Origin of the sequence: Paenibacillus sp. FSL L8-0638, from assembly GCF_038593075.1 — a bacterium.
Lineage (GTDB): Bacteria > Bacillota > Bacilli > Paenibacillales > Paenibacillaceae > Paenibacillus > Paenibacillus polymyxa_D.
This window is the reverse complement of sequence record NZ_CP151960.1, coordinates 299,526-317,964: the sequence shown is the minus strand read 5'-3', so window position 1 is coordinate 317,964 and position 18,439 is coordinate 299,526. Positions and strand designations below refer to the sequence as shown.

General features: G+C 46.8%; 17 protein-coding genes. 5 read left to right on the top strand and 12 right to left on the bottom strand.

What is annotated here, in order from left to right:
* Positions 1-103: 103 nt before the first annotated feature.
* On the top strand, positions 104-1,264 hold the full coding sequence (locus tag MKY35_RS01350) for an alpha/beta hydrolase (RefSeq protein WP_342445376.1): 1,161 nt from the start codon (positions 104-106) through the stop codon (positions 1,262-1,264).
* 562 nt (positions 1,265-1,826) lie between these two features.
* On the opposite strand, the gene MKY35_RS01345 is transcribed toward MKY35_RS01350, so the two are convergent.
* Together MKY35_RS01345 and MKY35_RS01340 are read right to left on the bottom strand one after the other, a co-directional pair.
* Positions 1,827-3,125 carry a sugar ABC transporter substrate-binding protein gene (locus MKY35_RS01345; protein WP_342445375.1) on the bottom strand — a complete coding sequence of 433 codons (1,299 nt, stop codon included), beginning with the start codon at positions 3,123-3,125 and terminating at the stop codon, positions 1,827-1,829.
* A gap of 249 nt (positions 3,126-3,374) precedes the next feature.
* Complete coding sequence (locus tag MKY35_RS01340) at positions 3,375-3,932, bottom strand: GNAT family N-acetyltransferase (protein WP_342445374.1); 558 nt, start codon at positions 3,930-3,932, stop codon at positions 3,375-3,377.
* Positions 3,933-4,096: 164 nt separating this feature from the next.
* Between MKY35_RS01340 and MKY35_RS01335 the strand changes: the two genes are divergently transcribed.
* Both MKY35_RS01335 and MKY35_RS01330 read left to right on the top strand, forming a co-directional pair.
* On the top strand, positions 4,097-4,972 hold the full coding sequence (locus tag MKY35_RS01335; RefSeq protein WP_029516883.1) for a S16 family serine protease: 876 nt from the start codon (positions 4,097-4,099) through the stop codon (positions 4,970-4,972).
* Positions 4,965-5,579 carry a hypothetical protein gene (locus MKY35_RS01330; protein ID WP_342445373.1) on the top strand — a complete coding sequence of 205 codons (615 nt, stop codon included), beginning with the start codon at positions 4,965-4,967 and terminating at the stop codon, positions 5,577-5,579. The genes MKY35_RS01335 and MKY35_RS01330 overlap by 8 nt, the downstream gene beginning before the upstream one ends.
* A 66-nt stretch (positions 5,580-5,645) precedes the next feature.
* Here the strand turns inward: MKY35_RS01330 and MKY35_RS01325 are convergent, their stop codons facing one another.
* The 9 genes from MKY35_RS01325 to MKY35_RS01285 all read right to left on the bottom strand — a co-directional run bounded on the left by MKY35_RS01325 (position 5,646) and on the right by MKY35_RS01285 (position 15,385).
* Positions 5,646-6,101, bottom strand: a complete 456-nt coding sequence (locus MKY35_RS01325; protein ID WP_342445372.1) for a hypothetical protein — start codon at positions 6,099-6,101, stop codon at positions 5,646-5,648.
* Between the two features lie 49 nt (positions 6,102-6,150).
* Positions 6,151-7,119, bottom strand: coding sequence for an ATP-binding cassette domain-containing protein (locus MKY35_RS01320; RefSeq protein WP_342445371.1), 969 nt, complete (start codon positions 7,117-7,119; stop codon positions 6,151-6,153).
* The gene (locus MKY35_RS01315) at positions 7,106-8,143 is read right to left on the bottom strand and encodes an ABC transporter ATP-binding protein (protein ID WP_342445370.1); all 1,038 of its coding nucleotides are present in this window, start codon (positions 8,141-8,143) and stop codon (positions 7,106-7,108) included. Before MKY35_RS01315 ends, MKY35_RS01320 begins: the two co-directional genes overlap by 14 nt.
* A 75-nt stretch (positions 8,144-8,218) precedes the next feature.
* The gene (locus MKY35_RS01310; protein ID WP_013308329.1) at positions 8,219-9,064 is read right to left on the bottom strand and encodes an ABC transporter permease; all 846 of its coding nucleotides are present in this window, start codon (positions 9,062-9,064) and stop codon (positions 8,219-8,221) included.
* A 4-nt stretch (positions 9,065-9,068) separates the two neighbouring features.
* Positions 9,069-10,019, bottom strand: a complete 951-nt coding sequence (locus MKY35_RS01305) for an ABC transporter permease (protein ID WP_342445369.1) — start codon at positions 10,017-10,019, stop codon at positions 9,069-9,071.
* A gap of 72 nt (positions 10,020-10,091) precedes the next feature.
* Positions 10,092-11,711, bottom strand: coding sequence for an ABC transporter substrate-binding protein (locus MKY35_RS01300; RefSeq protein WP_342445368.1), 1,620 nt, complete (start codon positions 11,709-11,711; stop codon positions 10,092-10,094).
* Positions 11,712-11,868: 157 nt separating this feature from the next.
* Positions 11,869-12,231: a DUF1304 domain-containing protein gene (locus tag MKY35_RS01295; protein ID WP_029516891.1), complete on the bottom strand. Its 363-nt coding sequence runs from the start codon at positions 12,229-12,231 to the stop codon at positions 11,869-11,871.
* Between the two features lie 130 nt (positions 12,232-12,361).
* Positions 12,362-13,873, bottom strand: coding sequence for a PAS domain-containing protein (locus MKY35_RS01290; RefSeq protein ID WP_342445367.1), 1,512 nt, complete (start codon positions 13,871-13,873; stop codon positions 12,362-12,364).
* A gap of 258 nt (positions 13,874-14,131) precedes the next feature.
* On the bottom strand, positions 14,132-15,385 hold the full coding sequence (locus MKY35_RS01285; RefSeq protein WP_029516893.1) for a cation:dicarboxylase symporter family transporter: 1,254 nt from the start codon (positions 15,383-15,385) through the stop codon (positions 14,132-14,134).
* 211 nt (positions 15,386-15,596) lie between these two features.
* Here MKY35_RS01285 and MKY35_RS01280 point away from each other — a divergent pair, with 211 nt between their 5' ends.
* Both MKY35_RS01280 and MKY35_RS01275 read left to right on the top strand, forming a co-directional pair.
* Positions 15,597-16,901: a sensor histidine kinase gene (locus tag MKY35_RS01280; protein ID WP_342445366.1), complete on the top strand. Its 1,305-nt coding sequence runs from the start codon at positions 15,597-15,599 to the stop codon at positions 16,899-16,901.
* A 5-nt stretch (positions 16,902-16,906) separates the two neighbouring features.
* Positions 16,907-17,836 (top strand): response regulator, encoded by a 930-nt coding sequence (locus MKY35_RS01275; protein ID WP_013308322.1) that lies wholly within the window; start codon positions 16,907-16,909, stop codon positions 17,834-17,836.
* Between the two features lie 80 nt (positions 17,837-17,916).
* Here MKY35_RS01275 and MKY35_RS01270 read toward each other — a convergent pair whose 3' ends face one another.
* Positions 17,917-18,420, bottom strand: a complete 504-nt coding sequence (locus MKY35_RS01270; protein ID WP_039274092.1) for a MarR family transcriptional regulator — start codon at positions 18,418-18,420, stop codon at positions 17,917-17,919.
* Between the last annotated feature and the right edge of the window lie 19 nt (positions 18,421-18,439).

The window sequence follows — 18,439 nt, the reverse complement described above, 5'->3', positions numbered from 1 at the left end:
CAAACATTTATTTTTCTTTTAAAAAAGCTTTATCTTTGTGTTGTAAAAATTACTTGTAGTAAAAAAACTACAATAACTAGAACTGGAAAAGGAGGATGTTACAATGTCAATTGAGTTCAGCCGTTGGCCCAATCACTACATGATGTCATACCAAGTCACCAAAGCTTTAGGTATGGCAAGCCTCGGTGCTACGGATGTCACCGAGATCTACGAGGCCTGCAAAAAAATCGACCCCGATGACAAAGATACGTGGCACAGGGAATGGCTCATAACGGCTCAGGCATTGGAAAAACACGGCAAGGAGGCCGAAACGGCTGGAAACTGGTATACAGCACGAAACTGCTACATTCGTGCCTGCAATTACTACAGAATTGCGGAATATGCGGTGATGGATGATGACACCGAGAAAATCCGTGTATTTAAGAAAGTAAATGAACTCTTCGAAGCTGCCGGAAAGTACTTCGATGTCCAACCGGAGAAGATCCAAGTCGATTACGAAGATGTCAAGCTGGATGGTTACTTCTTCTCCCCTTCCTGGATAAAAGGTCCGAAGCCGACCCTTTTTGCTCTCAACGGTGGCGACGAGTGGTCAATTGAAAACTATTTCTGGCTAGGTCCCGCTTTTATTTCGTGTGGATATAACTTTCTGGTCTATGACCAGCCTGGCACCGGCCTCTCGCTGTACGAAAAGGGAAAAGGAAGACGAGCTGATAGTGAGGCTTTCCATTCCCGAGCAATCGACTTTCTTCTAACTCGGCCGGAAGTCGATCCCGATAAGATTATCGTGCACGGTGAGAGTTTTGCGGCTTACGACTCTTTGCGATTCGCTTCGTTCGATCACAGGATTGCTGCCGTCATCTCCGACGGCGGTACGCACGCCTTTGATTGGGATGCAATGCTTAAATGGATGCCACCGAGTCTGGCCGCACATGGCATGAGAATTCTGGGGGCAAAAAGCTTGGAGGACTTTGCGGGTAATCCGCGTTTTGCCTATGATCTTGAGGGCGTGCTCCACCAGATAGAATGTCCGCTTCTTGTAATGCACGGAGCGGAGGAGATATTGGTTCAGCCAAATCCGCTGACACAAGCCTTGAAAAATTATGAGCAAGCGGGTTCGAAAAACAAGACGTTCTTCCCGATAGAGGATAGACGACTTGGCGGATTAGAACACTGTCAGGTAGACAACATCAACGTGCTGCATGAGGTAGCGCTGAATTGGCTCTGCTCAATTGGGCTTGGGCCAGCCGCACCTCGCCCTGAATGATTGCCAAGACGTCATAACGTAAAAGTCTATTTCACTCGCATTCTCCTTTCGTAGTTTTGAATATGAGTCAATCGTTTCTTCTGTTGTGTCTAGATTATCAAATAGTACAGAAGAAATTTCAATGGACTGGCGAAGATAGTATGTTGATGACGTAAACAGCATGAAATACGAGTACATTTCCGTCCGAACAACTAAAGAGGGTGTCGCAAATCAGCTGTAAATTAGCTGTTTCGCGGCACCCTCCATTCATTTGGGCATGCCTCTCTGATGATTCATAATATTCACGGCAATACATCATCTGAGTATACCTCAAGCAGGTTATTATATAATTTCTGCTCACGGGAAGATTGGTTATCCATGACCAAAATATCGACGTTCCTTGCTTGTTTTTAAGGCGAAATTCTGACCTTTTAAGGGGTAACTAATCAGAACCTAGAAGACAATTTTTGCAAAATCATAACAGACCAAGAAGCTGGGGGCCAATGAAAAGGCAGCCCCACAGCGCTTGATGCTTTTTCTGCATCTGGTCACCTTCCTCCCCGGTGAACGGGTCATCCCGTGCCTACTTGACCGCCTTGGATATGATCTGATTCAACTTTTCAATGGTTACCGTAGCATCCTGCTTGCCCAAGAACATCAGCTCGATGGTCTCCGTGATATCCGAGTTCAACCCCGGCACCTGAGCATCAAAGGCCAATGCAGATCCATGAGCATGCCCTATGTTACGTCCCTCGGTCAAATAGCTTGAATGCTCAATGGTCGCCTTTTTCATAATGCTCTCATCTGCGGCAGCAAGCGTACCCATGGCATTCCCACCTTCAACCAGCCGCGCCTCCTGCCCCTTCACAGAGACGTAGAATGCTGCCAGCTTCATGGCCTCTTGCACATGCGGACTATTTTTATTTACAGCTACATAGGCAACCGGAATGGCAACGGGCTCATTCTTTCCGGTATTGGATGGCCAGTAGATATAATCAAAGTCGAGGCTTTTATTTTGACTAAACAAGGGCTCCAGCCATCTTCCCGCCGCCAGCATACCGACTTGATTGGACATGAACATCGCGTCAGCCCCTTGCCCTTTGGGAAGTGATCCGAGATATACCGCATTTCCCTTTTTCACCATATCGTACATAAAACTGAAGGCTTCCTTGCCCTTTTCATTGTGGTCCAGCACATATTTTCCTTGTTCATCAAAAATCTGACCGCCATTCGACCACACCCATGAATACCAGTGAGCCCACCAGTTTTCCGCAATATAACCCTGCTTTCCAGCTACCTTCAGCTTAGATGTAACCTCCTCAAAGGCATCCCAGTTCCACTTGCCTTCGTCATAGTATTCTTGCGGCGTCTTCACGCCTGCTTCCTTGAATACCTTTTTGTTGTAATACATGACCATCGGGTTTGAGTCGGGAGTGACCCCATAGATTTCCCCATCACGCTTTGCCGGTCCCCACAATCCTTCTGAAAAATCCTCAGCCTTCACATCACTCGCATCACTTTTTAAAAACTCACCCAAAGGCTGTACCTGCTTCGCCCCGATCAAACGCGCAATCGTCGGTTCATACGAATAAAACACATCCAGTCCGCGACTTCCCTGAAGCTGTGTCAACAGCTTTTGCTCATATTGGTCTCCCGGTACAGGCACCAGCTTAACCTCGATATTCGGGTTTTCCTTTTCAAATGCATCCAGTGCCCGCTGATACACCTTTACCTCCGCAGGATTACCCCAAACCTGCATCGTAAGCCGCACTTTTTGCCCGTCTGTGTTCTCTATTTTGGGAGAGGTACTGCATGCCGCTGCAAGTAAAAACAGAACGATGAGGAAAAATCCAATCTTTATCCAGCTCATGTAATCGTCCACTTTAACCGCCTCCTGTAGCTTCACTTGGTTGTATGCCTTCCTATTTTGAAACGCTTACAAAACTTCCCTATCATCATATGTAAAAGGGTGAGACACGATATCCCCATTTTCATTTTCATATAAATTTTTTCTTTTGGAGGACTCTGATATGACAGCGATCAAGGGAAAGTAAAGGCTGCACAACAAAAAAAGAAGAATGCAGATCACCTGCTTCCTTCTTTCGTATTCCTTGAGCTATAATTCAGTTTTCTAAATCTTTATTAGCATCTTTTCAAAAGTATTATAGCCGTTCGTTTCGCCTATATACGTATAACCGCATTGTCTGTAAAACTCGCTAAGCTTGTCATTGCCCGCAATACAGTCTAAACGGATTCGATCCTTGCCTGTAAAGTGGATACCTTGTTCAATCCATTGCATCAGCTCAAGGCCTAGACCCTTCCCGGTGTTATCGCGATTCACAACCAAACGATGCAGATATACTGAGGTTCCTCCCTCAGAATCCGTTTCGTCTAATCCCCACAACTTACGGTCCCATGCACTGGGCTGCTGCTGCAAGATCACTGCGCCTGCCAAGCCATGATCCTCTGATGCTCGGAAAATAATCACTTCTCCACGTGCAATAGCGCCGCCTAGGTTGTGATCATCTTTTCCTTTTAGTAAGCGTCCCCATTGCGTAGAGCCTTTGCTGTGCAGCCACCTGGCCGTCTTTAAAATTAACTCCTGAACCTGCTCCTGATCTTCAGTGCTTGCCTGAAAAGCCATTAATCCTGGTTTGACGGATGATTCGACAATAGTCATTGATGTCATGCTGCACCTCAGCTCTCTAATTTTCCTTATGTATAAAATATAGCATAAAAAAAGAGCGTCGGTGATCTGGCAGAGCGTTAAAAATATGTATACTACTATACTCTTATCGGTCATTTATGGTGAAAAATGTAACCTTTCTAATCATTTCAACCGATGATATCCGTATGAGAACAGTTGGAAAGGTTGTGAATGAGGTGCCAAGCCGTAATCCATATCTCCTCAAAAAGATATTTGGCATTAACAAAGAACGTATACTCATTTTCGCGCTGCTGCTGATCCCGGCTATCGCCGCCTTTATTGGAACACGGCCTATGCCTGCACAGTATATTTTGCAAGGAGAAATGCATCCGGTCAAAGATCTTGGCGTTCAGGGAAGCGTGTTTTTTGCGTCTGTTCAAACGGGTATTGCTAACAATCTCCTGGAGCGTTGGAATGTATATTCCAGTGAAAATGTATCCGGGGGTGCGATTAAGTTTGAACCCATTGCCCCTGATGAAGTGGACTCTTATTTGAAGGACCTTTCAGAGACGGACACGCTAAAATATTCTGCTATGCAAGCTGTACATGCAGCGACGGAATTAAGTGTAGACAGCGAAACAGGTGGTGATTCAACAACTTTCTCGAATCTTAGCAAATTGGAAGATGCTCGCTATGCGGAGCTATTGACTCATTTGCAGGATCTTGCGGGGAATTCCTTGGGTCTGATGACAGGCATCGGACTGTATGAGGAAGCCAATAACATCGACTTTTCAGATGGCGGACGTCACAAAATTGCAGGCACTGGCACGATGGAAGAATACGGAGATGTCGGATCGGTCGGTGGGCTGGAGCAAAAACTGCTGGGAGCCGAGGCGGCAAAGGTTGATCTATTTTTCGTACCGGCAGATTATGAATGGTATGGGGAGGAAGGCAACGAAGCAGAGGCTGCCCGAGTCCAAAAGGAGCATGGACTCAAGCTGCGCATTATCCCCGTAGAAACACTGGAGGATGCTATCGTGTATTTGAAGCAACTAGACTGGGAGGAAGTACATCTTGAATGAATCAGATTCCAAAGCATTTCCATCCAAGACAGCTGGCAGCGTACACCAAGCCTTGCTAGCGGTGGGCACTATAGGTGAATTTATTATCCTTATTTTTACGTTAGTGTATATTTACGCAAATGATTTTTATTATGATCATCTATACGAGTTGGAGCAAAAATTTACAGTCTTTAGCTTTGTTCTGTACTACATGTGTTTTGTAACCTATCTGATCTGGCTAGTTCAAGTACATAAAGCCATCCGGCAAAAACATTCCGATTATCCGATTCGTACCGTGGGAGCCATTGCTCGCATGATTCCTTTTATTAACTTGTGGGGATTCTCCAATACATTCACCCATATTTATAGGTACTTTGCGCTCCACCCCGAATTGGAGCGTAAAGCTCGTTATATTCAAAAGATGATTGTTCCGCTATATTTTGTCTGGTTTGGTGAAGGAATTATTAACCGGATTCTTATCTTACATTTCTCCCAAATGGAATCGATGTCCATGTTGTTGGGAGCTATTATGCAAACCACCAGAATGGCCTTCTTTTACTGCATGACACGAATCATTCACAATAGTCTGGTTATGCTGAATAAAAAAGATGAAGAAGGATTGCAATAAAAAAACGAGCTGGCCTCCACGTCAGCTCGTTTCAACTGGTAAAGTATATTACTTCATCCCCAGGATTTAATTCGTCTGTGAAGCAGGTACAATTCGGTATAATCCTGAAGTCTCGCCCTCCGCGGGACGTACTTCCTGGATGACCCAGCCTAATGACAGTACCCGCCCAAGCCGATCATACTCAGCCTTCGTCAGTTCGGATGTAACGGCTTCGCTTCCTTCCTCCAGTGACAGCTCAGGCTCCCGCTTGAACGCAACGGCAATCCACGAACGAATGCCCCGGATCGTATTGTACTTGATCTGATATCCATCCGTCACCGCGCTGACAAACACCTCCGGCTCTTGGGACACCAGCCCGGTGACAAGCTCTGTATAATCAAAATCGGATGGTCCGTCCGTTGGCAGCTCATTTTGCTGCACCCGACGGATTAATTCCTCTTGGGACCAGCCTAAAGAGCGTAATGATTCCAGCAAGAGCGCGTCCCATTGGGAAATACGTACTCTTTTCGTCGATTCAGTCATCGTTTTTTGCCTCCTTTGGGTCATGCACATCGTACAACCGATCTTAACCCTAACGGTTAACCGGGTATGCTACATAATGGCCGGGACTGATTTCTCTCAGCTCGGTTGCACTGTTGTTATCCTTGTCCCATACTAATGAACCGTCTGGTTGGGCCAAGCTTCCCACCAGTCCCTCCCGCTCTCCGACTGCTCTCGGATCAGGCACAGGGATGGAGGACAGCAGCGCCTGCGTATAAGGGTGAGCGGGCTGCTCATACAATTCATCTGCATCGGCTACTTCTACCAGTCGGCCATGGTACATCACACCGATTCGGTCTGAAATATGCCGCACCATCGACAAGTCATGGGCGATGAACAGGTACGTCAGCCCGAACTCCTGCTGGAGATCCTCCAGCGTGTTAATGACCTGCGCCTGGATGGACACATCGAGTGCCGAAATCGGCTCGTCACAGACGATGAACTCGGGGTTCACAGACAGGGCACGAGCGATGGAAATCCGCTGGCGTTGTCCGCCGCTAAATTCATGCGAATAGCGGTACAGATGCTCTCGCTTCAGCCCTACCTTTTCAAGCAAAGCCACTACAGCATCCTTACGCTCACTCCCCTGATGCAATCTGTGAATATCCATCGGCTCACCGATCAGGTCAAGCACGTTCATACCCGGATTAAGCGAGGAATACGGGTCCTGAAAAATGCTCTGAATGCGGCGACGCAGCGGCTTGAGCTGTTTGTCGTTCAGCTTAGAAATATCCTGACCGTCAAAACGTACCGTACCTTCTGTATAATCGTATAACCGTGTCAGACAGCGTCCAACCGTTGATTTCCCACTACCTGACTCACCGACCAGTCCGAACGTCTCGCCACGCTTGATTTGAAAGCTTACGCCATCCACCGCCTTGAGCACCTCAGAGCTACGCCCTAACAAATCCTTTGCGGTCACAAAATGCTTCTTAAGCTGGTGTACCTCTACCAAGGGCTGATGCTCGCCCAATACATTATGTGCTTCACTCACCGTCATTCCCCTCCTCTGCACGGCCCGCTTCGGGCGTCTCGTAGACTCCAGCAGGCACGGCGTCTGGCTCGTTCAACCAGCAGGCTGCTCGCTGATCCGGGCGCAGCTCCACCATCGGCGGCCGCTCCACACAGCGGGCAAACGCATGCGGGCACCGTTCCATGAACGGACAGCCTGATGGCGGGTTCAGCAGGTCCGGCGGCGTGCCCTCAATCGGCACCAGCCGCTCACGGAAGCCGTTCGTACGCTGGGGCACAGAGCGCAGCAGGCCCTGCGTATATGGGTGGCCCGGACGATAAAAGATATCGTCCACGCGTCCCTCCTCCATCACCATGCCGCCGTACATCACGATGACACGGCTGCACACCTGGGCGACGACGCCCAGATCATGGGTGATTAGAGCAATCGACATGTCGGATTGCTGCTTTAAAGACTTGAGCAGCTCCAAGATTTGCGCCTGAATCGTCACGTCCAGCGCTGTAGTCGGCTCATCTGCAATCAGCAGCTCCGGGCTGCACGAGAGCGCCATAGCAATCATCACCCGCTGGCGCATCCCGCCGCTGAATTGATGCGGGTATTGGTTCATTCGGCGCTCCGACTCGGTAATGCCTACTTGTCGCAACAGTTCTACAGCTGCTTGCGTAGCCGCTTCCTTGCTCAGTCCTCGATGTCTGCGAATCACCTCGACCAGGTGATAGCCCACCTTTTTGACCGGATTCAGCGAGGTCATCGGGTCCTGAAAGACCATCGCAATCTGGTTTCCACGTATTTTGCGCCATTGCTTTTCCGTCAGAGCGGTCAGACTTTGTCCCCGATAACGGATATCGCCGTTCAGCCGCTTGCCCGGCGGGGCAATCATCGACATGATCGCTTTCGCTGTCACACTTTTGCCGCTGCCGGATTCTCCTACGATTCCTACCGTTTCTCCAGCATCAATATGAAAACTAACCCCTCGAACTGCCTGATTCTCCCCCTCACGAGTGAAAAACGAGACCTCCAGCTGTTCGACGGACAGTAGATGTTCTGTCATTGTGTTTTCGCTCCTTCCTATCGCTCCTGGAGCCATTTGTAATGGGCCTGTACTATGAATCTATGAAACTATGAATCATCGTTTTACTAATTTCGGTTCAAAGCCTACACGCAGCACATCCCCCAAAACATTAAAGCTCAACACAGTCAGTAAAATAAGCAATCCCGGAAACAATGCCATATATGGGGCCTGTGCAATATATCCTTGGGCATTATTCAGCATACTGCCCCACGTAGCATTCGGCAGTTGAACACCAAAGCCGAGGAAGCTCAGTGACGATTCCATCATAATTGCTGAAGCGATATTGTTCGTCGCCCCTACGATAATTACCGGAATCAGATTAGGTACAATGTGCTTCATAATGATACCAAACGTACTTTGTCCCGAAGCTTTGGCGTATAGTACATACTCCCGTTCACGCAACGTCATTGTCTCTGCACGGACCACCCGGGCAATGTTCATCCACATGAGCAAGGCGATAATGACAATGATATTGCCGACGCCCGGCTTCAAAAACACACTCAGCAGCAAAATAACCAAGAAAGACGGAATCGACATGATCAGCTCCAAAACCCGCATAAGCAGATTGTCGATCCATCCTCCAAAATACCCGCTCACAATACCTACCACTGCACCGATACTGGTCGCAATAATCATGGACGCGAAGCCTACCAGCAATGATACACGTCCGCCGTACAGTGCTCTTGTAAAATAGTCCCGCCCATAATCATCCGTTCCAAACCAGTGTGCCGCTCCCGGTGGTTGGAGACGCTCCAGCACGTTCAACTTATTCGGGTCCTGCGGCGATAAAAATGCGAAAATCGCCCCCAGCGAAAATACAATCAATAATATGAGGGCGACGGCGCCCATTTTGCTCGTCATCAGCTCGATCCCGATGTTGCGCCATTTGCTCCGATTCATGAATTCACCTCGTTGATTTAATTCTCGGGTCCGCAATGCTGTACAAGATATCCGCAAGCAGATTACCCAGGATCAGCAGCAGAGCGGAAAATAAAGTAATCCCCATGATGACAGGATAATCCATCCCTTTTACCGCCGTCATGCCCAGCGAGCCAATGCCCGGCCAGGAAAATACCGTCTCCGTCACAATGGCTCCAGCCACCAAGTCCGCAACCGACATTCCGAGCAGCGTAATGATGGGCAGCAGCACATGCTTGAGCACATGTCGAAACAAAACTAGTCTTTTTCCAGACCCGAACGCGTATTGAATCTGCACGTACTCTTCCTTGAGCTGCGTAATTGTGCTGGAACGGATGTACCTCACATACACAGACAGAAAACCGAAGGCCAGTACAAAACATGGTAAAATCCCATGCTTGATCACATCCAGCACCGAGTCCGTACCGATGGTACGCATCCCAGTACTCGGAAGCCAATGCAGATAAATCGCAAACAAATAAATAAGTAAAATACCGAGCCAAAACAGCGGAACAGAAATCCCGATGTACGACATCAGATTAATGAGCTTGTCGATCCAGCGATTCCGGTTAGCCGCAGCAATCAAACCAAGTGGGATGGCAATCAGCACAGCGAGTACGATGGATGCGCCCATTAACCCGGCTGTTGCCGGGAGACGGTCGAGAATCTGATCCAGCACGGGCTGGTGATTAATTAGCGAGTAGCCGAGATCACCCGTTAGACTCTTTTTAAGCCATAATATGTACTGCACATAAGCGGGCTGGTCCAGCCCCAAGCTATGCCTCATTCGTTCAATGTCTTCCAGATGCATATTCGGTGTAACAAAAGAGAGAACCGGATCACCTGGAGCCAGCTTGATCAAGCCGAAGCAGACGATGGACACAAAAAATAGCATCGGTATAACTTGCAGCAACCTTCTGGCGATGAGTTGTCTCATACGTTTCCCTTCCCCTTGCTGTTTTCGAAAAAAATAAGCTGGTTAGCCCAGCTTATTTTTGAAAACCCTGTCTTATTTGTGATAAATTTTGGACAAATCCTCGAAAATCACGACCGGCTTCAGTACAGCCTGATCAATACCGCCATACTGCTTGTCGAAGGCTACAATAGTCTTGGTGTAAGCAATCGGATAGATGACAGCATCCTCAGCCAGCAGCTCTTGTACCTTTTTATAAATTTCTCCACGTTTATTCGTATCCGACTCACCCGCGCCCTCTTCCAGCAGTTTATCCACTTCTTTATTTGAATAATGCGAATAGTTGGAGGACGATCCGGTGCTATACAAAATACGATACGCGTCAGGGTCATACCCCATGATGTAGCCGCTGATCGCCAGATCAAAGTCCTTGGCATTCGTATCGACGAACTTTTGCGACCATGCCGATGAATCCATGCTGTTCACGTCCAGCTGAACGCCTATGTCCTTTAACTTCTGCTGGATATAGAGTGCTTGTGCTTCCTGTACCTTGTTACCGCCCGGAATGATAATGCGCAGCTTCAGTCCTTCAGCTCCAGCCGATTTCAGCAGCTCTTTTGCCTTGTTCACATCATTATTAAAAAATGCAACGTCGTTCGTGTGATACAGTACGTCCTGTGTCAGAGCAGATTTTGCAGTGTCTGCATAATCCTTGGAGCCATAGGAAACCTGAATCAACTCATCCTGATTTAATGCATAAGAAAGCGCCTGACGCACTTCTTTTTTGTTCAGCTGCTTCGTATCACTGTTTTCATTAAACATCAGATAAGCCAAGCGACCTTCGCTGTAAGGGAAAATGTCAAACTTATCTGTTGCTTTAATGGTCTCCACATTTTGCGGATCGAGATAGTTTACATTGATCTCACCATTTTGAAGAGCCAAATTCGCAGCATTTGAATCTTTAACAATCCGGTATGTTACTGAATCCAGATGCGGCTTGCCGCCAACATAGTTATCGAACCGTTCGAGTGTAACGTACTCACCGGTTTTGTACTCTTTAAATTTGAAAGGACCTGATCCAATCGGGGAGTTGTTTTTCGTGCTTTTCTCAATATCCGCTTCATTCTCGAAAATGTGCTTCGGAATCGGGGATACCTGTACCAATGCTGCTTCAAAAGCAGGAGCTGGCTGAGGAAGCTTGAAATCCACCGTTGTATCATCAACCTTGCTCGCCTGAACCGGTTTGCCATTAACCATAAAATTACTTCTCAAAAAGCTGTGCTGCTTCTCATCCAGAATTTTGTTAATGGTGAAAACAACATCGTCAGCTGTCAGCTTCTCGTCATCATGCCAAGTCAGATTTTTTTTCAGTTTTAGTGTATAAGTCAGCTTGTCTGCTGAAGGAGTCAGACTGTCTGCCAAATAAAATGTCTTTTTGCCATTGTTCACTTGAAATAATGGTGCGAATATCGCCTGGTCTATCGTCAGACTTACCCGATCACCCGCATAGTTCGGATTCAGCACCACCGGATCAGCTTGTACGCCAATGATCAGGCTGCCGCCGTCTTTTGGCTGTCCGTTATCAGCTGTTGTGGTAGCTGTACCGGGTGTATTCCCATTCGTCTCAGACGTAGATCCAGAATTCCCGCCGGAGCATGCACTTACAACCAACATCAATACAATGAATACCAATACACCAGTCAAATTACGACGCATCGCTCTAGCCCCCGTGTCCTCTTAGTATGCAATAAATTTATTATAAATCGGAATAGTCGGATTTACAATCGATCAAAAACTGTTTATTCCCCTTGTCATTAGCATTCCAGACATTATGTGATCGAATCTAGAAAAAAGACACCCGTTAAGAGTGTCTTCAGAATATCCACAAACTGATTAGTGCCAGGATGGCAGGCAGACCTTGCTTTAATAAAATAGACTTGTTGGCAGTTAATGCACCATATACCGCAGCCACTACCACACAAATGACAAAGAATAATTGGATTTGCCGCCCGATTACAGGTTCCGGATAGAACAAGCCCCACACCAATCCGGCTGCCAGAAATCCGTTATACAGCCCCTGATTTGCTGCCAGGGATTTGCTTGCTTCCGCCAGCTCCTTCGAGGTGCCGAACGTACGCATCGCCCGCGGAGTCGTCCACAGAAACATTTCCAATATTAGAATGTACACATGTTCCAGAGCTACAATTCCGACCAATATTGAACTAAGTAAGCTCAAGTATATTCCTCTTTTCCACATAAAGTTACTATGAGGTGATGTTTAGATCTATCCTCGAAGAGTATAGTTCATCTTCCAAAAACAGTAAAGAGACCGCGCCTAAGGCCCGGCCTCCTTTCTACATGAAGCCTTACATCGTTCTCGCGAAATCCAACAAAGCTTTGGACATGCTGTTGATCTCGTCCGTAGATGCATTCACTTGCTGCGTTAGCGCGGCTTGTGTCTGTGTCAGCGTAGACATATTACCGATATTGTGCAGAATCCGCTCGATGAGTGTCTTCATTTCGTCCAGACTCGTTTCGATATTTCCGGTCGCATCAGCACTGTGAATAGCGAGTTTTCTCACTTCATCTGCGACTACCGCAAAACCCCGCCCCTGCTCGCCCGCACGCGATGCCTCAATGGCAGCATTCAGACCCAGCAGATTCGTTTGATTTGCAATCTCTTTAATGAAGTTGGAAATGTTTTGTGTCTCTTCTGCACTGACTTTGGCTTGATTCGCTGCGTCTGTCGATTGCTCCTGAGCCGTAGCCAGCTCCTGCGCCTGGTTACTAACCGAATTAACACCATTCACCATTTCCGTAATGGAATCGGAGAGATGCTGGATTTTGAGCGTAAGCTCATCCGCCACAGCCTGCTTTTCTTTTTCCACTGTGATATCGCGAATGGTCCCAGCAATACGAATAGGCACTCCCTTGCTATCGCGTAAGCTTCTTCCACTGTTTTGATACCAGCGATATTCGCCATTTTTACTTTGCAAGCGACACACCATGTCATATGGCGTACGATCTGAATAGTCATTTAAATGATCAACTACAGCCTTAAACGCATGCTCGGCATCGTCAGGATGTATACGCGAGCTCCAACTGCTTAGTACACTCGGGAAGTCCTGCTCATCCTTAAAGCCCAAGATGTGGCGGAATTGCTGGGACCACCAAAATATATTATCCGGGTTCTCAATGTCTCCATCAGCCAGAATGACATCATATGGAGCCTCCACTAAAACACGATTGATGAGATCAAATCTTGTAACTAGAGCCTGAAGCTCCTCGGACTTAATCTTCTGATCGTGCACATCCAACAGAGCGCCCGCAATTCGAAGCGGCACTCCCTGCTGATCGCGGATCGTCGTTCCGGTAGCCCGGAACCAGCGGTATTCTCCATGCTTCAGCTTCAAACGATACTGTACGTCATAAGGCGTCTTTCCCGTAAAATCCAGCAAATGATCTGACAAAGCCGCCAATGACCTGTCATGATCTTCGGGGTGCAGCCGGGATCCCCAGCTGTTTAATACATTGGGGAAGTCCTTTTCGCTCTGATACCCCAGCATAGCACGAAATTCTTCTGACCATGTGAACGTATTACTTGGATTGACGGGATCACCCGCAACCACCTCCATGTCCCATAAGCCAATCTCTATAGCTTTGGTAACAAGCTTCAGACGAATGTCAACATGTTGAGCATCATTTTTCATGGACTCAAGCGCTTGGTTGACATTGTTTGCGATTTCTTGAACCTCAGGAGAAGCTGAGGAAACCTGTATTGCAGCAGAATAATCTTTTTGCTGTATTCTTTGTGAAAGTTTGCGGCTTTCTTCTACTAAAGGAGCAAGTGATTGAGACTCATTTTTCTTGAGAAACATACATGATCTTCCCTTCTAAGCCAATATATAAAACGGTATAATTTAATATCGGAATTTTATTAAGAATCATTATAATTAAATCTTTAATTACATAGGCATTAAGACTTATTTTTCATGTCCATATACCTATAATTCCATACAGAAAACATCGAAAAATGTCGAAAAAGGAAGGGTTCTAACAAGTCTGGAAACAGAAAGAGCACCTTTGCATTACTGCGCAAAAGTGCTCTTTCTGTCAACTATTCAGTTCGTTATATCTTATTTAATTGAAGCAACGTATTCCTCGCCTTTTTCTTTATCATATTGGCCTTCCCATTTGGACATGACCACGGCAGCAAGTGAGTTACCTAATACATTAACTACCGTACGCGCCATATCCAGAATGCGATCAATACCAGCGATAAAAGCCAAACCCTCCAGCGGGAGGTTCACTGCTCCAAGCGTAGCGAGCAAAACGACAAAGGAAGCACCCGGCACACCTGCAATACCTTTGGAAGAAATAATTAATACTAGTACCAGCGTGATCTGTGTCGTGATTGGCAGATCAATACCATACATTTGGGCAATGAAAATCGCAGCCAGTGCCTGATACAGGGTGGAACCGTCCAGATTAAAAGAATACCCAATCGGAATGACAAAGGACGTAATTCCTTTAGGACATCCGAACTTCTCCATCTTCTCCATGATCTTAGGCAAAACACTTTCCGAACTGGCCGTCGAATATGCAAGCAGCAGCTCACTCTTTAAAATTTTAATCATGGTCCAGAGACGGGTACCGCACAGCTTGGCGATAATTCCGAAAACAATCACAATGAACAGCGCCATGGAGCCGTACACCGACAAAACAAGCTTCAATAACGGCCATAATGAAGCCAACCCAAACTTGGCCACTGTCGTTCCAATCAGTGCAAATACTCCGAACGGAGCCAGGCGCATGACCTGATTGGTTACCCAGAACATGGCGTCGGCTACGCCTTCAAAGAAATTCAGCACAGGCTTGCCCTTGTCACCAATCGCCGCTACCCCTAGTCCAAACAGTACGGAGAAGAATATAATAGCGAGCATATCTCCCTCGCCCAGAGCTTGAATAACATTGGTAGGAACAATATGCACAATCGTATCTATAAAGCTATGGCCTGACTTCTCTGCAGTCTCCACATAGGAATGGATATCACTCTTCGCCAGGTGGGACATGTCCACGCCGTCACCAGGTCGAACCAGATTGGCAACAAGCAGTCCGAACAGGATGGCGATTGTCGTTACAATCTCAAAGTACAGAATAGACTTTCCGCCAAGTTTACCTAGTTTTTTCATATCGCCCACGCCAGCAACGCCGATAATGAGCGTTGAGATCACAATAGGCACGACAATCATCTTGATCAAGCGGATGAAAATATCGCCGATTGGCTTTAAGTAGACTTCCACCCCTGAATTGCCGTAAAATAAGGCACCAATAATAATACCTAAAGCCAGACCGATAAAGATTTGCATCGTCAAATTAATCTTTTTCACTTCGTGTCCCCCCTGGCTGATTTGTATATTTTTGCAGTATGCTGTTCTTAATATTCAAATGATGTTATTTATACTACAATCTGATCTATAAAAACCGACAATTATCTACAGCTGCATTTATTTTTTTCTATAAATTCACAAACTTTAACGACGAGCCTGTGAATTTAGCTCACATTGCCTTTCTGATTGAATACCCAGGAGGTGAATATGGATGAAGTTGAACACGCTCCTTTTCCTGCTCATGCTTGTATTTGTACCGCTCGCAGGTGAGCTGAATATTCACCCATTCGCTAATACATTCCGTCTCAGCTTTGGTACGCCTGTATTTTTTTTCTTTCTGTTATCTATTCGTCATATTCCACCTGCATTATCGGGAGTGCTTGCAGGGATAGCGGTAGTCGCCTTTCGCATCTTACTCAATCATTACACTCTGCCCGGTCTTCTCTTCGAAGAGTTGCTGATCTTGCATGGCCCTACCTTTTTCTATTACATGGTCTACGGTCTGCTCTTCCAACTCCTTAACATTAATGCTGAGCCTTACCGCGCACTTCGTGTGGGTATCCTCTCTGTAGGGATTGAGGTTGCCGCAAGTGTGTCGGAACTTAGCGTCCGGTGGAGTATTGACGGCGATTTCTGGGACATCATTAAGATCAGTAAAGTAGCTTTTATGGCTATGATCCGCAGCTTCTTCGTGCTTGGGTTTTATAATATGATTCGGTTAAATCAATCGGTCCAGCATGAAGAGGCACAAAGACAGCAGACGGAGCGAATTTTACTTCTTGTATCAGACTTGTATGAGGAGTCGGTCCAGTTAGGCAAAACGCTGTCACATGCAGAACAAATCACTCGTGAAAGCTACGAGCTGTACCGTGAACTGCAACAGGATGAATCTCTAAAGGATAGAGAACATTACGCCAGACAGGCACTTCGTATTTCCGGACAGGTTCACGAGATTAAAAAAGACAGCCAGCGGATTTTTGCTGGTTTGTCCAAGCTGATTGATGCCGAAAGCGGAGTGCATTACATGGCTTCTCAAGAGCTTGGGGAGCTCATCATCCGAACGAACAGCAAGTACGCCCAATCACTGGACAAGTCTATTCGTTTTACCCTAGATGTCGATCCTTTGTTGCCCAAGCTACATGTTTATACCGTTCTGACACTTATTAATAACCTGACAGCCAATGCGGTGGAAGCCATGAGGGACGACGGAAGGATTGACGTTTCTATTCGCTGTCTTCCGGGAAAAGAGGATATAGCTTCATTTAGTGTTACCGACAACGGTCCGGGTATTCCTCAGCGGAAACGGGAAATGGTCTTCACACCAGGGTATACGACCAAGTATGATGAGGAAGGACAGCCGTCGACCGGTATGGGATTATTTTATGTACGTGAGGTCGCGGAGAGCCTTGAAGGAACGATTGAACTGCAACAGATTGAGGAAGAGAATACAGAAAGATTACAGACCACTTTTAGAATTACATTGCCTTTACGGAAACTGACGGAGAAAGGAAGATAGCCCGGATGCGTTTTTATATTGTGGATGACGATCAAGGGATTCGTTCTATGCTGGCAGACATTATTGAAGACGAAGGTCTAGGGGAAGTCATCGGGGAAGCGGAGGATGGTTCCTATGTGAATAGCGGCCTGCTGGAGCTGAACCGGATTGATGTATTGCTAATTGACTTGCTGATGCCGCTTCGTGACGGCATTCAGACCGTGCGTGCACTCGGCGATCAATTCAGCGGCAAAATCATTATGATTTCTCGCATCGAATCCAAAAACATGATCGGCGAGGCGTACTCGCTCGGTATTGAATATTATGTGGCCAAGCCTTTGAATCGACTGGAGATTATTGCAGTTATTCATAAGGTGGCTGAGCGTCTGCGCATGCAGCAGTCGATTACGGATATCCAGCGGACGCTTCAAGGGTTGTCAATGTTCACATCGAATAACCCAACGGCAACGATTGAACCGACCCGAAACATCGTAACTTCCGGGCAGTTTCTGCTCTCCGAAATGGGAATGATCGGCGAAGCCGGGAGTATGGATTTGCTGGACATGCTGGAATTTCTGGACCAGTATGAGGAGGAAACAGGCAATCTGTCTCCCTATCTGTTCCCGCCGTTGAAGGATATATTTGCTAATGTAGCATCCAAACGGTTAGGGGCTTCAGCCTCAGCAGTAGAGCTGAGTAAGGAAATTAAAGCATCGGAGCAGCGTGTCCGCCGCGCTATTTTCCAGACGCTAAGCCATATAGTATCGCTCGGATTGACTGACTATACCCATCCTAAATTTGAAAATTATGCATCCAAATTTTTTGACTTTACAGAAATCCGCAAAAAAATGCTAGAGCTACAAAACAATGTGGAGCCTTCACTGTCCCAAGCCCGCATTAATACGAAAAAGTTCGTACAGGTGCTCTATATGGAAGCAAAACGACTATTGCATTAAGAGAAAAAGCACCTGTATCTCCCCATGTATCTATTACTCGGAGATAAACAGGTGCCCATCGTTGATGATTAGATATCCCTTTAGTCCAGACTCTTTCCCTGCCACTCCATAGCTTCCAAGAGATCTACACCATCGGACAGCAGACGTTTCAAGACATTCAGTTCTTCCGAGCTGTAACGATTTAAAAATTGAAATAACTGTTGCTGTACCTCAGCATGCAGCCGCTCATGTACAAGAAAGAGTTTTTTTCCCAACGGGGTTAACCGAAAATAAATTTCTTTTTTGTTGTCGTTCAGCTGGGTTCTGCGAATCCAGCCTTCCTTGAGCAGCTTGGTGCTCACTTTCGAAACGGTACCTTTGCTCAGCTCCATTCGTTGCGCTAAGGTTGTAACATTGATCGGCTCATGCCGCCCGATACAATCCATAACGTGTACATCCGTCATATTGAGCGAAGTCATTCCATCAAAGTGCTCGCGGATTTCTTCGAGAAAGGTCATGCTCTCTCTTTGCTGATGCTGCTCCCACTGATGATTCATCTTAATAAGCAAATCATAGACATGCTGAACCGATGTCGCCTTTTCCATACGAACAAGTAGTCACTCC